Below are 16482 nucleotides of genomic sequence, written 5' to 3' on the forward strand. Positions count from 1 at the left end.
TCTAATCGACAAAACTATACTTTTTTCATCGAAGGTATATATTTTTTTATGTAGAACTGTATATTTATGTATTTTTTCACATAAAAGGAGATTTTTTTATGACTAATAAAAACAAATTTTGGTGTCTTTTTATATCTATACTATTAAGTAACATGTTATTTTTATGTAATTTTTACTCTTTTGCAGAAGAAAAGATGAATCATATATTAATTATCAATTCCCAAAATATGTCTATACCTTATACTCATGATGTTGTAAGAGGTATTTATTCAAATTTAAGAGGTAAAAATAATATAATTCATGTAGAAAATATGGATATTCAAATAAAACCAGATCACAAATATTTCGATACTCTATATAATCTATATAAATATAAATTTAAAAACTATAATTTCGATATCATAATAGCTACAGATGAAGATGCTTATTATTTTTTCGAAAAATATGGAGATAACTTATTTGAAAATTCTCCAATACTTTTTTGTGGAATTAATGAACCTAGTATCCTTAATAAAATACAATCTAACAAAAGATTTTATGTAGTTGAACAATCAATAGATATAGAAAAAACTTTAAATTTAGCTAATAAAATTCATCCAAATAATACAATATTTATACCTGTTGACCCTAAGTTATTAAGCTCTCACTATATGAAGTTGTTGAATAATCAAAAAAAATATTATAAAGATAAGGGTGTAGATATATTAATTTATTATGAATCTAATATAAACAAAGTATTAGATAAGATGAATACTCTAAAGCCTGATTTAACCCTCATAACTCTTACTGAATTCAAAACTGACAATAATGATAATTACTATATGAATAATTTAATTCAATTTGCTTCTAATAAAAAAAATATACCTTCATATTCCTTTTGGAGCAGCATGATAAGCACAGGTATAATTGGAGGATCTTTATGTGATGCATATGATTTAGGAAATACGTCAGGAAGGTTTGCTCTAAAAATAATGAAAAATCCTAAGTACGATGTTCATAAGGTATCTAATAAAAATAAATACATGTTTGATTATAATCAATTAACTAAATTTAATATACCAATAAATAATTTGCCACTTGGATCTAAAATCAAAAACAAACCATCTAATTTTTATAGTATATCTAAAGATATGATATATGCATTCGCGGTTTATATAATATTACTTTTAATTCTTGTAATATTTATACTTCTTGTAAATATAAATAAAATTAAAAAGCTACAAAAAATACTCAAATCAAGCACAGAGGACTATAAAAATTTGATTGAGTTTTTACCATTTGGAATATTAGTTCACGATAAAGGTAATATACTATTTGCCAATTCTGCATTTTTAAAATTGTTTAGATATAAAGATTTAGATTCTATAAGAAATACATCTTTATACAATTATATACACAAAGATTTTCATGAAAAAATAAAAGAAAGGTTAGAAGATCAACAGAAAAATATATATTCACCTTATATAGAAGAATTAGGTATAACTTCTGATGGTGAGCTTATAGATATAGAAGTGTGTGCATACCCATCATCCGATGATAAAAATTATACAGTTGCCGTAGTCAATGATTTAATAGAAAAAAGAAAAGCTGAAAAACTTAAAAATAAAATACTAGAAGAGGAAAAAAGACTGAAACAGGCTCTTGAATACGATAAATTGAAAACTGAATTTTTTTCAAATTTATCTCATGAACTTAAAACACCTCTTAATTTAATTTTTTCTATAACTCAATTAATAGAAAGTAATTTGAAAAATGATCAATTAGTTTGTACCTCAAGTAATACAAGTCACCACATAAATATCTTAAAACAAAACTGTTATAGAATGCTAAGACTAGTAAACAATCTTATAGATATAACAAAACTAGACTGTGGTTATTTTAATATAGAGCTTCAAAATCATAATATAGTAAGTCTTGTAGAAAATATAACTCTATCTGTAAGCGAATATATAAAAAACAAGCAAATATCTTTAATATTTGATACAAATGTTGAAGAAAAAATAATGGCTGTAGATCCAAATGCTATAGAAAGAATTATTCTTAATCTCCTATCTAATGCAATTAAGTTCACAGATTCAGGAGATTCGATTATAGTTGATTTATTAATCGAAGAAGAATATGTAACTATATCTATAAAGGACACAGGAATTGGTATCCCGAAAGATAAATTAAAAATAATATTCGATAGATTTAGACAGGTGGATAAATCTCTAACTAGAAATAGAGAAGGAAGCGGTATAGGTCTATCACTTGTAAAATCTCTAATAGACATGCATAATGGCTCTATAGATGTTAAAAGTGATTATGGATATGGCAGTGAATTCATAATAAAACTTCCTGTAACTACTGTAGATAATATAAATAAAGTAGATTCAGTTTATGTAAAAGATAAGTATATAGAAAAAATAAATATAGAGTTTTCAGATATATACTCTATATAAAAATTCGTCTAGTCGCTACGAACTGACTCATGTCGCCAACGATCCCTACCGGACTCCGTTGCTCAAAAATAGTTGTAAGTGTAGCTCGTAAAAAGGACCTAGGTTTCGTATAAATGAAATCTAGGTTCTTTTTTATCTTTTTTCTTAGTTGGTGGGTTATGAAAAACTAGCTACAAAAATACCGCTAATGTAACGATATTTGAATATAACTAAGCTTCTGTCTTATTAATAATTCTAAAATTTACGAACTCCATACGGTCAGACACGCAAATTTCTTAACGAATTATTAAACGCCAAAAACTAAGTTATATTAATCAAAATATCTAAAAACATTCACTAACATTTTTATAGCTAGTTTTAATGGTAGTATCACTATATTTTAAAATTTGATCTTACCCCATTTCATTCTGTTTCATGTATAATCACTATAATCTTGTAAACATTTTAGCTGTTTTTATATCTTCATCTCTTACCATAATCACGTAATCTTTTTTTATAAGCGTTAGCTTTATTTCACTTTTATATACTAAAAATGAGCCTTATTAAAATGTTAGCTACTTTTGATTTGATATTTTACTATAATACTTAGGTTGAGGCGTTGAAACATACGTTAAAAAACTTCTTATGTCTGACCGTAAAGGAGTTCAAGAAGTTTTAGTATATTTAGCCTTAGTATTATTTTTTCGTATCTCAAACTCTTTAAGTAGACATGTAAGATTTTTATTATAGACATCAACTTTATTTATATATCTACATACTAAAAAAGATGGTTATTTAAATGTTAGTGAATTTTTTAAATAGATTTCAATAAAACTTGTGTTGTATCGTTTGAATATACGTAAAAAAACTTCTTATGTCTGAGCCTAAGCGAGTTTAAGAAGTTTTAGTATATTTAATAAAATACAATACTTAGTTCTATAAATCTATTTAATGAATTCACGGTATTTAAATAATCATCTTTTTCAATTAACAACAAAAAACGCATAAAAAAAGATTACGTGGCTACGTCCTACTCTCCCAGGGGGCTGCCCCCCAAGTACCATCGGCGCTAAAGAGCTTAACTTCTGTGTTCGGAATGGGAACAGGTGTATCCTCTTTGCTGTAATAACCACATAATCTTATCCTATTGTAAAGCTAGTATTGATTTTATTAAAAATTAATACTTTCAAAATTGACCAGATTTAATAAAAGGTTAAGTCCTCGATCTATTAGTATTCATCAGCTGAACTCATTACTGAGCTTACACCTTGAACCTATCAACCAGGTAGTCTTCCTGGGATCTTACTCATAAAGATGGGAAATCTTATCTTGAGGTTGGCTTCGCGCTTAGATGCTTTCAGCGCTTATCCATTCCATACATAGCTACCCAGCTATGCCACTGGCGTGACAACTGGTGCACCAGAGGTATGTCCATCCCGGTCCTCTCGTACTAAGGACAGCTCCTCTCAAATTTCCTACGCCTGCGACGGATAGGGACCGAACTGTCTCACGACGTTCTGAACCCAGCTCGCGTACCACTTTAATGGGCGAACAGCCCAACCCTTGGGACCTACTACAGCCCCAGGATGTGATGAGCCGACATCGAGGTGCCAAACCTCCCCGTCGATGTGGACTCTTGGGGGAGATAAGCCTGTTATCCCCAGGGTAGCTTTTATCCGTTGAGCGATGGCCCTTCCACGCGGAACCACCGGATCACTAAGCCCGACTTTCGTCCTTGCTCGACCTGTATGTCTTGCAATCAAGCTCCCTTTTGCCTTTGCACTCTTCGCACGATTTCCGACCGTGCTGAGGGAACCTTTGGGCGCCTCCGTTACATTTTGGGAGGCGACCGCCCCAGTCAAACTGTCCACCTGACAGTGTCCCAAGACCAGATTCATGGTCTATGGTTAGAATCTCAATATTACAAGGGTGGTATCCCAAGGGTGACTCCACGAAAACTGGCGTTCTCGTATCTCAGTCTCCCACCTATCCTGTACATGTAATATCGAAATCCAATGCCAGGCTACAGTAAAGCTCCATGGGGTCTTTCCGTCCTGTCGCAGGTATCCGGCATCTTCACCGGAATTACAATTTCACCGAGTCTTTTGTTGAGACAGTGCCCAAATCGTTACGCCTTTCGTGCGGGTCGGAACTTACCCGACAAGGAATTTCGCTACCTTAGGACCGTTATAGTTACGGCCGCCGTTTACTGGGGCTTAAGTTCAATGCTTCGACTTGCGTCTAACACATCCCCTTAACCTTCCAGCACCGGGCAGGCGTCAGCTCCTATACATCGTCTTTCGACTTAGCAGAAACCTATGTTTTTGGTAAACAGTCGCTTGGGCCTATTCTCTGCGGCCTCTTCGGGCATACACCCTAATGAGGCACCCCTTATCCCTAAGTTACGGGGTCATTTTGCCGAGTTCCTTAACAAAAGTTCTCTCGCTAGCCTTAGAATTCTCTTCTCACCCACCTGTGTCGGTTTGCGGTACGGGTACCTTTAATCTCAGTAGAGGCTTTTCTTGACAGCATGAAATCGACTACTTCGCTACTTAATTTCGCTCCCCATCACACCTCAGAATTGCACCGACGGATTTGCCTATCAGTGCTCCCTTAATGCTTGGACCTACATCCAATAGTAGGATAGCCTATCCTTCTGTGTCACCCCATTCTTCAAACGATTATCGGTAGTACAGGAATCTCAACCTGTTGTCCATCACCTACGCCTTTCGGCCTCGGCTTAGGTCCCGACTAACCCTGAGCGGACGAACCTTCCTCAGGAAACCTTGGGTTTTCGGCCCGTAGGATTCTCACCTACGTCTCGCTACTCATGCCAACATTCTCTCTTCACTGCAGTCCACTAGTCCTTCCGGTCTAGCTTCAACCCGCAGTGAATGCTCCCCTACCCATTGACAAAGTCAATGCCGTAGCTTCGGTAGTAAGTTTTAGCCCCGATAATTTTCGGCGCAGGATCACTCGACCAGTGAGCTATTACGCACTCTTTGAATGAATGGCTGCTTCTAAGCCAACATCCTGGTTGTCTGTGCAATCCCACATCCTTTACCACTTAACTTACATTTAGGGACCTTAGCTGACGGTCTGGGCTGTTTCCCTCTCGACTATGAATCTTATCACCCACAGTCTGACTCCCAAGCAAAAGATAAAGGCATTCGGAGTTTGATAGTCTTCGGTAACCCATAGGGCCCCTAGGACATTCAGTGCTCTACCTCCTCATCTCTAAGCTTGAGGCTAGCCCTAAAGCTATTTCGGGGAGAACCAGCTATCTCCGAGCTCGATTGGAATTTCACCTCTACCCACAGCTCATCCCCGCACTTTTCAACGTGCGTGGGTTCGGACCTCCACGAAATTTTACTTTCGCTTCATCCTGGCCATGGGTAGGTCGCTCGGTTTCGGGTCTACGACAAGTAACTGAATCGCCCAGTTAAGACTCGCTTTCGCTACGGCTCCAGACCCTAAGTCCTTAACCTTGCTACTTATCGTAACTCGTTGGCCCGTTCTACAAAAAGTACGTGGTCACACTAATAATGTGCTCCCACAGCTTGTAGGCATAGGGTTTCAGGTTCTATTTCACTCCCCTTCCGGGGTTCTTTTCACCTTTCCCTCACGGTACTATACGCTATCGGTCACCAAGGAGTATTTAGCCTTGGGGGGTGGTCCCCCCAGCTTCCCACAGGGTTTCACGTGTCCCGTGGTACTCTGGAGTACGCTTGATGGTCTTCTCGTTTAATCTACAGGACTATTACCTTCTACGGTGGGTCTTTCCAAACCTCTTCGACTACAATACCTCCATCTTAACAAGCATATCCGCAACCCCTATGAAGAAAACTTCATAGGTTTGGGCTAATCCCCTTTCGCTCGCCGCTACTCAGGGAATCGATTTTTCTTTCTCCTCCTCGGGGTACTTAGATGTTTCAGTTCCCCCGGTTCCCCTTCTTAGACTATGAATTCATCTAAGAATACCTAGACATTACTCTAGGTGGGTTTCCCCATTCGGAAATCTCCGGATCAAAGATTGCTTGCATCTCCCCGAAGCTTATCGCAGCTTACCACGTCCTTCATCGGCTCTTGGTGCCAAGGCATCCGCCCTACGCCCTTAATAACTTAACCTAAATTTATTTAAATCTGTTCAATTTTCAAAGTACTATGCCATTCGCGATTGCGAAGACTTAAGTATTCCATCAACAATTTTACAAAAAAAAATTGTCGATCAAAGTACTATTTTATTTTTAGCATAACTAATGATGAAATCTTTAAATTTCATCAAAATGGTGGAGACGAGGAGAGTCGAACTCCTGACCCCTTGCTTGCAAGGCAAGTGCTCTCCCAACTGAGCTACGCCCCCATATTGTGCTTTAAAGAGTTTTAATAAACTCTCAAAATTAAACAGTAGGTTATTTCTCCTTAGAAAGGAGGTGATCCAGCCGCACCTTCCGATACGGCTACCTTGTTACGACTTCACCCCAGTCATTGATTTCACCTTCGGCAGATTCCTCCTTACGGTTGGATATCTGACTTCGGGCGCCCCCAACTTCCGTGGTGTGACGGGCGGTGTGTACAAGACCCGGGAACGCATTCACCGCGACATTCTGATTCGCGATTACTAGTAACTCCAGCTTCATGCAGGCGAGTTTCAGCCTGCAATCCGAACTGAGACTAGCTTTAAGAGATTAGCTTGACCTCGCGGTTTCGCAACTCTCTGTACTAGCCATTGTAGCACGTGTGTAGCCCTAAGCATAAGGGGCATGATGATTTGACGTCATCCCCACCTTCCTCCGAGTTATCCTCGGCAGTCTCTCTAGAGTGCCCATCCGAAATGCTGGCAACTAAAGATAAGGGTTGCGCTCGTTGCGGGACTTAACCCAACATCTCACGACACGAGCTGACGACAACCATGCACCACCTGTCACCTCAGTCCCCGAAGGGAAAGCTTCGATTAAGAAGCGGTCTGAGGGATGTCAAGCTTAGGTAAGGTTCTTCGCGTTGCTTCGAATTAAACCACATGCTCCGCTACTTGTGCGGGTCCCCGTCAATTCCTTTGAGTTTCACTCTTGCGAGCGTACTCCCCAGGCGGAGTGCTTAATGCGTTAGCTGCGGCACCGAGGGGGGTAACCCCCGACACCTAGCACTCATCGTTTACGGCGTGGACTACCAGGGTATCTAATCCTGTTCGCTCCCCACGCTTTCGTGCCTCAGCGTCAGTTACAGTCCAGAGAGCCGCCTTCGCAACTGGTATTCCTCCTAATATCTACGCATTTCACCGCTACACTAGGAATTCTACTCTCCTCTCCTGCACTCAAGCCCTACAGTTTCAAAAGCTTACTACGGTTGAGCCGTAGCCTTTCACTTCTGACTTGCAGGGCCGCCTACGCACCCTTTACGCCCAGTTATTCCGGATAACGCTTGCCCCCTACGTATTACCGCGGCTGCTGGCACGTAGTTAGCCGGGGCTTCCTCCTAAGGTACCGTCATTATCTTCCCTTAGGACAGAGCTTTACGACCCGAAGGCCTTCATCGCTCACGCGGCGTTGCTGCATCAGGGTTTCCCCCATTGTGCAATATTCCCCACTGCTGCCTCCCGTAGGAGTCTGGACCGTGTCTCAGTTCCAGTGTGGCCGATCACCCTCTCAGGTCGGCTACCCATCGTCGCCTTGGTAAGCTTTTACCTCACCAACTAGCTAATGGGACGCGGGTCCATCCTACACCGATAAAATCTTTGACATTTTTAAGATGCCTTAAAAATGTATTATCTCGTATTAGCATATCTTTCGATATGTTATCCGTGTGTATAGGGCAGGTTACCCACGCGTTACTCACCCGTCCGCCGCTAAAATTAAGAAGCAAGCTTCTTAATTTCCGCTCGACTTGCATGTGTTAGGCACGCCGCCAGCGTTCATCCTGAGCCAGGATCAAACTCTTAAATAAAAGTTTGTCAGTACTCAGTAACTGACTTTATGTTTTGTTTCCGAAAATCACTGTTTGTGATTTATTTATAACCTACTGTTTAATTTTCAAAGTTCATTTTTCGTCCGTGTCTTTCGGACAATTAATAATATATCACCTTTTAAAACATCCGTCAACACTTTTTCTTATTTTTTTACTTTTTATTTTTTTCCATGTGTATTTTTAGTTGAATAAAGAAAAAATATGAATAAGAATTTATATAAAAATTAAGGAGGTTTGATTATGTCTCATAAAAATCCAGAAGACAGAATAGATGAAGATTACAATAGCAAAGATCCTAAAACACCAGTTAGACCTTTAACAAATACAGTTATGCCTTTTAAAATGAAAGATGATTCAGAGTATGATTTAGATTACATGGATCCTTTAAGATCTTCAGAATATCATCCTTTTATTCCATCTCATAATAATTTATCTAGTAAAGAAATAGATAAAAAAACGAGATAGCCTAAAGGCTATCTCAGTTTTACCACACTTATACTATTTAAAGTAACTACTATATTTTTAAAACTCTCATTGCATTAAATACAGCTAAAAGAGCAACTCCAACGTCTCCTAAAACTGCTAACCACATTGGTGCTAAACCAAAGAATGCAAAGACCATTATTATAAATTTAATAGATAAAGATAAGAATATATTTTGATTTACTATTTTTTTAGTTTTGTTAGCTATATCTATAGATTTTTTTATTTTTCTTAAATCATCATCCATTATTATCATATCTGCTGCTTCTATTGCTGCATCTGATCCTACACCACCCATGGCTATACCTACATCTGCTCTGGCTAAAACTGGTGCATCATTTATACCATCACCAACAAATAATAAGCTCTCTCTATCTTCTTTATTTAATAATAGTTTTTCAACCTCACTTACCTTATCATCAGGAAGTAATTCATATTTATAGTTTTTGATACCAACTTTATCTGCTACTTCTTTTGCGGTACTTTTTCTATCGCCTGTCAGCATAGTTACATCTAATTTGTTTAAGCTTTCAATTGCTTCATTAGAAGTTTCTTTAATTTCATCTTTAATAACTATATATCCAGCAAAAGTATTATTTACACTAATATATACTATAGTTCCATTTTCACTAGTTTCTTTAGCATTTTTAATCTCACTATTTATAAAATTAAAGTTACCACATAAAATTTCTTTATTTTCTACTAAAGCCTTTATACCTTTTCCTTTAATTTCTGTATATTCTTTTATAATATTTTGGTTAATCTCATTTTTAAATTCCTTTACTATAGATTTAGCTATTGGATGAGTAGAGAAACTTTCTGCATAAGCTGCAAATTTTAAAACCTCACCTTCACTAAATTCATTAAAAGTTTTAATATTGTTTACTTTAAAATTCCCCTTAGTTAATGTACCTGTTTTGTCTAATACTAGATATTTAGAGTTAGATAGTACTTCTAAATAATTCCCACCTTTTATCAATATTCCATTTTTAGAAGATGCTCCAATACCTGCAAAATAAGTCATAGGTATAGATATTACTAGAGCACAAGGACAAGATACAACTAAGAAAGTCGCTCCCCTTAATATCCAAGTGGAAAAATCTTGATTAAATAATAAAGGTGGTACTACTGAAGTTAAAAAACCTATTAAAACCACTATTGGTGTATATATTTTAGCAAACCTAGTTATCCTAAGTTCTGTCTTAGCCTTTTTAGAACTTGCATTCTCCACTAAATCTAATATTTTACTTACAGTAGATTCTCCAAAAGTTTTAGTTACTTTGACTTCAATCAATCCATCTAAATTCAAAGATCCACTTAAAACTTCTTCGTTTTCTTTTACAAACCTAGGATCAGTTTCTCCAGTTAAAGCTTTAGTATCTAAAGAAGATATCCCTTTTACAACAACTCCATCAAGAGGTACTTTTTCACCAGGTTTAATAACTATTATATCCCCTAATTTAATATCTTCTGGATTTACTTTTTTAACTTTATTTCCAATAGTTATATTTGCATAGTCTGGTCTAATATCCATAAGTGAAGCTATTGATTTTCTTGAAGATTCAACTGCTTTCCCTTGGAAATATTCACCGACTTGGTACAATAACATAACCATTATACCTTCAGGATATTCACCTAAAAACATTGAACTTGCAGAAGCTATAGCCATTAAGAAGTTTTCATCAAATACTTCACCACGTTTTATATTTTTTAAAGATCTATTTATTATGTCATATCCTATTATTACATATGATAAAACAAAAGGTATATATTCAAATCCAGTTTTAGATGTTTTTAATATAAATCCTAGTGTTAAAAAAGCTATAGATATTAACATTCTTAATGTCAAAGTATTCTTAGTTTTTTTAGTCTCTTGCTTATAATCTTTATCAATTACTTTAACATCTGGCTCCAGTTCAGTAACTATATCATTTATTTTTTTTGTTATATCTTGAGTATTTTTATCTACCTTAATTTCTAAAGTAGATAATGCAAAGTTTAATTTCAACTCATAAACTTCATCTAGATTACTTACTATTTTCTCTATTTTACCAGCGCAACTTGCACAATTTAATCCTTCAAGTAAATACTTTTTTGTTATGTATCTACCAGTATCTACTATACATTCAACATCTGGTTCAAGCTCTGTTACTAAATTAATTACAGTTTTAATTAGTTTATCTTTATTCCCATCAAATTTAATTTTTAATATAGAAGTAGTGAAATTTAAATTCATATCTATTACTGAATCTAAATTTTTAATTTTTTCTTCTATTTTGCCAGCACAACTTGCACAATTTAACCCTTTTAACTTCATAACTAAGATTTCATTATCTTCCGATTCACACATTTCATTATTTTCTATATGGTTATCTTCATGATGACAACTACAGCAATCACCATGAGAATCTTCGTGATCATGAGAACTGCAGCACTCATCATAAGAATCTTGATGATTATGAGAACTACAGCAATTGTCATGAGAATGATCATGAGAGTGTTCATTTTCATGTTTATTAGAGCAGCATTTATCTTTACACATAGTATCCCTTCTTCCTTAATATATATTTTGGTATTGTGATTATCTATGATTTATATGAGCAAGACCAGTATCGAATATCTGTTTAACGTGATCATCATCAAGAGAATAATAAGCTACCTTACCTTCTTTTCTAAATTTCACAAGTCTTGCATTTTTTAAAACTCTTAGTTGATGAGATATAGCTGATTGAGTCATTCCTAAAAGAGTAGCTATATCACATACGCACATCTCCGACATAAATAATGCGTATATTATCTTTATTCTAGTTGTATCTCCAAACACCTTAAAAAGCTCAGCCACATCATACAACGTCTCTTCTTCAGGCATTTTACTTCTAGCATTTTCAATTATATCTTCATGTATAACATTACAAGTACAAGTCTGTATTTCCTTATTCATAACATCCTCCTTATATATATGAATAGTTATTCATATGTTTATATATTCATTATATTCCCTTATAATGTTTTTTGCAACAACAATTTATTAAACCCCTAACCTAAAAATGAAGCTTATTGAAATGTTAGATAATTTTAATTAATATTTTTCAATAAAACTTAGATTGTGCTGCTAAAATGTCCGTCAAGAAACTTCGTTGTCTGAACACAGTGAGTTTAGAAGTTTTAGGATATTTTATAAGGCAGAATCTACTAGTTTTATAAAAATATTAAGTAATTAACGTTATTTCAATAAGCTTTATTTTTCTATTAGACACTATATAATTTCATAAAAAAACCTCAGATTATTTCTAATCTGAGGTTTCAATACTTTTATTCAGTTTTAAACTTTCCGACTTCATCCTTTAATTTATCTGATAATAATTTAAGTTCATCAGAACTTTTAACCATATTTTCTACAATAGCTAATGTCTGCTGTGTGCTAGCCGAAACTTCTTCTGTTGAAGCACATGTTTCCTGTGCTAGCTCTGATATATTGTTTATAGATAGAACTATATCTTCTTTACTATTTATCATATCATTATTTAAATTTTTAACATTGCTTATATCATTTGATATATTTGATATATCGTATGATATTTTATCGAATATATCTCTAGTCTCTACTACAGATTCTTGTTGCTGTTGTAAAGTCTGAGATACATTCTCTATACTTTTAACAGATATATTAGATTTTTCTTGTATTTTTTTTATTAACTCTCCTATTTTATAAGAAGCTCCAGTTGTTTCCTCTGATAACTTTCTTATTTCATCTGCAACTACTGCAAATCCTTTACCAGCTTCACCCGCTCTTGCAGCTTCAATAGAAGCATTAAGTGCTAATAAATTTGTTTGACTAGCAATTGCATTTATCGCCTCTATTATATTGCTTATTTCTTTTGAACTCTCTTCCATATCCTTTATAGCCAAATCTAGTTCTCTACTATTGTCAATCGTCTGTTTAGTTTTATCTGTAAGATCTTTTACAATTTGTATACCCGATTTATTTAAACATACAGTTTCTTCAAATTTAGCATTTATATCAGTTATTTCATTTGATATTGATGTTATACTATTTGATAAATTATTTGCCTTTTGACTTCCTTGCTCTGTATCCTTTGCCTGTTGATTATTGCTACCTGCTATTTCCTCAATAGCATAAGCTATTTGATTTGTGCTATTCTCAGTTATATTAGACATCTCCTCTATATCATTAGAAGTTTTATATACCATTTCAGAAGAAAGTTTTATTTCATTTAAAAGATTTTTTAAACTTATAATCATATCGTTGAAGCAGGTTCCTATATGACCAAATTCATCATTAGTATTAATATTTATTTCTTGGCTAAAGTCACCAGTACTAGCTCTTGTAATTGCATCTTCTAATTTTTTTAGAGGCTTTGTTATCATATTGCTTATTATATTAGCCAAGATTAGAGCTACTATAACAGATATTAAAAGTATTAATATAGATGCATTTTTAATAATATCTACTTCTTCTTTTATTTCATCTTTAGAAAAATTGATACCTATTGTCCAACCAGTTCTTTCATTTTTCATAGAATACATAAAATTATCTTCATCTATTTTGCTTCCTGTTTCTGAAATAAATAAATTTTTATCTTCTTCACTTAGATTCTTACCTATCGTTTTTTCATCCTTATTTACTACAAACTTTCCATCATTACTTATGATAAATATATAACCAGTTTTACCCAATTTCATATTTCCATATTTTTTAGCAAAGCCTTCTAAATCAACATCTATTCCTACAACTCCCATTATCTGCCCATTTGAATCTTTCAACGCCTTACATATTGTAAAATTAAGTTTTTTAGTATTTGCATCTATATAGGGGTCTGTATATACTATTTCTCCATTATTCTTAACAGCTTCTTTATACCACCCTCTTGAAGTTGGGTCATATGATGGATTATCAGACATAGCATTACCTAAATCTGCAAACATCCTTTTATTCTTAGTTCCTATGTACGTAGATAAAAACTTATCATTACTTTTAGTTATGTCATCTAAAATCTCTTTTGTTACATACTCTATATCTTCTTTACTAGTTAAATTTCCATCTATAATACCATCTTCTACTTTTACTAAATCTATAAAATTTTGATTATTAGCTATAACATCCAGTGTATTTTCAAGTCCTATGAAAAATTCCTCCAAATTTACATCTATCTCTTGTGTAATTTCATCAGAACTTTTTATCAACCTCTCTTTTATAATCTTATTAGATTTTGTATATGATAAAATCGATGAGGCTATTAAAGGTATTAATATAGCTGCAATTATTATTGGAAACAATACAGCTTTGATGGATTTTTTTTTGTTTCTTATCTTCATTGTTTCATCTCCTTTTATATCAAATGCTATATAAACATTTCTAGTTTCAATTATATACCATTTTATTACATTTTTTAAATATAAATAAAAAAGTTCTTCTTTAAAAGAATCTTAGACGTAAACTTTTTTGAAACTCATAACGAAATTTATATTTATCCACAAATTAAAAAGGAATATAATTTCCTATTCGTTATAAAAAATAGGATATATTGATTATATCCTATTTTTTTATTTAGTTAATAGTTAAATATATCAATAAAATATATTATTTAATATCTTATCTAAATTTTCATCATCCTTTGATGTTTTATATATTATTTTTCTAACTCGTTCAGGATAGTCAGTTATTATATTGTCTACTTTTAATGCATTAAACTTTTCTATATCTTCATCCGTATTAACAGTCCATACATGTATCTGCTTATTCTTATCATGTATGCTTTTTATAATCTTAGGAGTAACCCTAGACGATTCCATACTATAAAAATCAACATCTAATTCAGATATATCTCCAACAGACATATATACTATATATCCAGTTTTTATTTGTGGATTCAATTTTTCCACTTGCTCAAGAACATTGTAAGTTATAGAAGTTACTACACATTTATCCACCAAATTGTTTTTTTCTATTATTTTAACTACATTCTCAACCAAATTTTTTTCGTGACCATTTATCTTTATTTCTATGTTTAGCTTTATTTTATTTTTGCTAGCTTTTATCACATCTTCCAGCAAAGGTATATTTTCTTCCTTAAATTCATTAGAATACCAGCTTCCTGCATCTAAATCTTTCAAATCCTCATAATCTATTTCCCATATATTTTTATCAATACCAGTTACTCTTTCTATACTTTTATCATGAATAAGTACAACCTTACCATCTTTCGTTTCTTGAACATCTATCTCTGCATAATCAGCCTTATCCTCTATAGCATACTTTATAGCACTTAAAGTATTCTCAGGGGCCTTAATAGAACTTCCTCTATGTGCTGTTATTTGAATATTATACTTTTCATTTAATGAATCATATATTTGGTAACTTATATCAATAGTAGATACTGCTACAATTATAGTACTTAACAATATTAACTTTTTTCTATTTTTATAAAGTATTTTTTCAAAACTATTTTCAAGACTTGATTCTTCCATCTCAATAGGAGATAACTCTTCATTTTCTTTAATACTTCTTATATCAAAATAAAAGCATGTTATCATCAATGTGTTCAAAGGAGCTACAATCAATGATATAAATACAGAAACTCCAGTTGATATTACAGATATAAATGCAACTAATGGAATTGCTATAGAATTGTTATCAATAAGTTCTATAATCATTATTAATACAGTTACATAAATGATAACAATTATAAATGAAATTATACCAACCAATATATTTAATATAAATATAGTAAATAGAATTTTAAAAAAATATCCTTTAACTAGATTTTTACTTTTCTTAATTGAATCTGAAAAACTCTTTTTTTCTAATATAGTACAATGTAGTGCAAATATCCAACTTACAACAAAATATGTTACTACTAATGTAATAAATACTATAAGTAAGCTTCCATTCAACGATTTAAACAATGTATCCTCAATAAATTTTGGTATTTGTATATTTTTTATAAAATTTGATCTTACTCCTAAATTTGAGAACGGTATAATAAATAATAAATACAATAGTATCTGGACTGATCCCAAACTCATTATAGCTGGTATATTTTTTATGCTATACATAAAAGTATCTTTAGTAGATATTTTTCTATTAAAATGAGATTGATAAGAAATAATAACCAGACCAATTTGTTCTATAAACACAATAAAAAAAGATACTACTCCCATAATAAACATAGCCATCATACCCTGCTTACTAAGTCCAAAATTAAGTATCTGTTTATTAGTAATCACATCAAATCCATTATTATGTATAAAATGATTCAAAATCATTAACATAAACGGAATAATTAAAAAACTAGTAATGCCTTTATATATTGATTCAAAACCTATATATCCCCAAAAATTATGTTTGAAATTAGATATAGAATAAGTTATTAAATTTCTTACACTCAACTTACTTTTAGCCTTCACGTCATCACCATCCTAATATTGTTCCTATAATATTATACAATATTGAATGATATTTTTTATATTAAAAACACCTTAAAAATTATTATAAAAATCTTTAACAACAGTCTCACTAGTATATACATATTAAATTTTCATATTAAAATCCGACTTAAAAAAGATGAGTATTAAAATGTTAGTTACTTTTTTG

6 protein-coding genes, 1 tRNA gene and 3 rRNA genes are annotated in these 16482 nt (G+C 33.0%); 2 read left to right on the forward strand and 8 right to left on the reverse strand.

Features of this window, described 5'->3' with window-relative positions:
* The first annotated feature begins 98 nt into the window (after positions 1-98).
* Entirely contained in the window at positions 99-2441 is a 2343-nt protein-coding gene (locus P4S50_RS16025; protein WP_277731833.1) for a sensor histidine kinase, read from the forward strand.
* Positions 2442-3437: 996 nt separating this feature from the next.
* Here the strand turns inward: P4S50_RS16025 and rrf are convergent.
* The 4 genes from rrf to P4S50_RS16045 form a co-directional block, all read right to left on the reverse strand.
* A 5S ribosomal RNA gene (gene rrf, locus P4S50_RS16030) occupies positions 3438-3554 on the reverse strand.
* Positions 3555-3629: 75 nt separating this feature from the next.
* Positions 3630-6548, reverse strand: a 23S ribosomal RNA gene (locus P4S50_RS16035).
* Between the two features lie 159 nt (positions 6549-6707).
* A tRNA-Ala gene (locus tag P4S50_RS16040) sits at positions 6708-6783 on the reverse strand.
* A 63-nt stretch (positions 6784-6846) separates the two neighbouring features.
* A 16S ribosomal RNA gene (locus P4S50_RS16045) occupies positions 6847-8363 on the reverse strand.
* Together the 16S, 23S and 5S rRNA genes with 1 tRNA gene alongside form the textbook arrangement of a ribosomal RNA operon.
* A 261-nt stretch (positions 8364-8624) precedes the next feature.
* Here P4S50_RS16045 and P4S50_RS16050 point away from each other — a divergent pair.
* Positions 8625-8849 carry a hypothetical protein gene (locus P4S50_RS16050; protein ID WP_277731835.1) on the forward strand — a complete coding sequence of 75 codons (225 nt, stop codon included), beginning with the start codon at positions 8625-8627 and terminating at the stop codon, positions 8847-8849.
* A 49-nt stretch (positions 8850-8898) separates the two neighbouring features.
* Here the strand turns inward: P4S50_RS16050 and P4S50_RS16055 are convergent, their stop codons facing one another.
* The 4 genes from P4S50_RS16055 to P4S50_RS16070 all read right to left on the reverse strand — a co-directional run bounded on the left by P4S50_RS16055 (position 8899) and on the right by P4S50_RS16070 (position 16295).
* Complete coding sequence (locus tag P4S50_RS16055) at positions 8899-11409, reverse strand: heavy metal translocating P-type ATPase (protein WP_277731837.1); 2511 nt, start codon at positions 11407-11409, stop codon at positions 8899-8901.
* A gap of 39 nt (positions 11410-11448) precedes the next feature.
* Positions 11449-11808 (reverse strand): ArsR/SmtB family transcription factor, encoded by a 360-nt coding sequence (locus tag P4S50_RS16060; protein WP_277731838.1) that lies wholly within the window; start codon positions 11806-11808, stop codon positions 11449-11451.
* A 371-nt stretch (positions 11809-12179) separates the two neighbouring features.
* Positions 12180-14204 (reverse strand): methyl-accepting chemotaxis protein, encoded by a 2025-nt coding sequence (locus P4S50_RS16065; RefSeq protein ID WP_277731840.1) that lies wholly within the window; start codon positions 14202-14204, stop codon positions 12180-12182.
* Positions 14205-14456: 252 nt separating this feature from the next.
* On the reverse strand, positions 14457-16295 hold the full coding sequence (locus tag P4S50_RS16070) for a glycerophosphodiester phosphodiesterase (RefSeq protein ID WP_277731841.1): 1839 nt from the start codon (positions 16293-16295) through the stop codon (positions 14457-14459).
* Between the last annotated feature and the right edge of the window lie 187 nt (positions 16296-16482).

This window comes from Tepidibacter hydrothermalis (assembly GCF_029542625.1).
GTDB classification, from domain to species: Bacteria; Bacillota; Clostridia; order Peptostreptococcales; family Peptostreptococcaceae; genus Tepidibacter_A; species Tepidibacter_A hydrothermalis.

Excerpts from the sequence above, each read along its gene's own strand:
- P4S50_RS16065 (WP_277731840.1), bottom strand. The coding sequence starts at position 14,204 with ATGAAGATAAGAAACAAAAAAAAATCCATCAAAGCTGTATTGTTTCCA.
- P4S50_RS16025 (WP_277731833.1), top strand. The coding sequence starts at position 99 with ATGACTAATAAAAACAAATTTTGGTGTCTTTTTATATCTATACTATTA.
- P4S50_RS16060 (WP_277731838.1), bottom strand. The coding sequence starts at position 11,808 with ATGAATAAGGAAATACAGACTTGTACTTGTAATGTTATACATGAAGAT.
- P4S50_RS16050 (WP_277731835.1), top strand. The coding sequence starts at position 8,625 with ATGTCTCATAAAAATCCAGAAGACAGAATAGATGAAGATTACAATAGC.
- P4S50_RS16055 (WP_277731837.1), bottom strand. The coding sequence starts at position 11,409 with ATGTGTAAAGATAAATGCTGCTCTAATAAACATGAAAATGAACACTCT.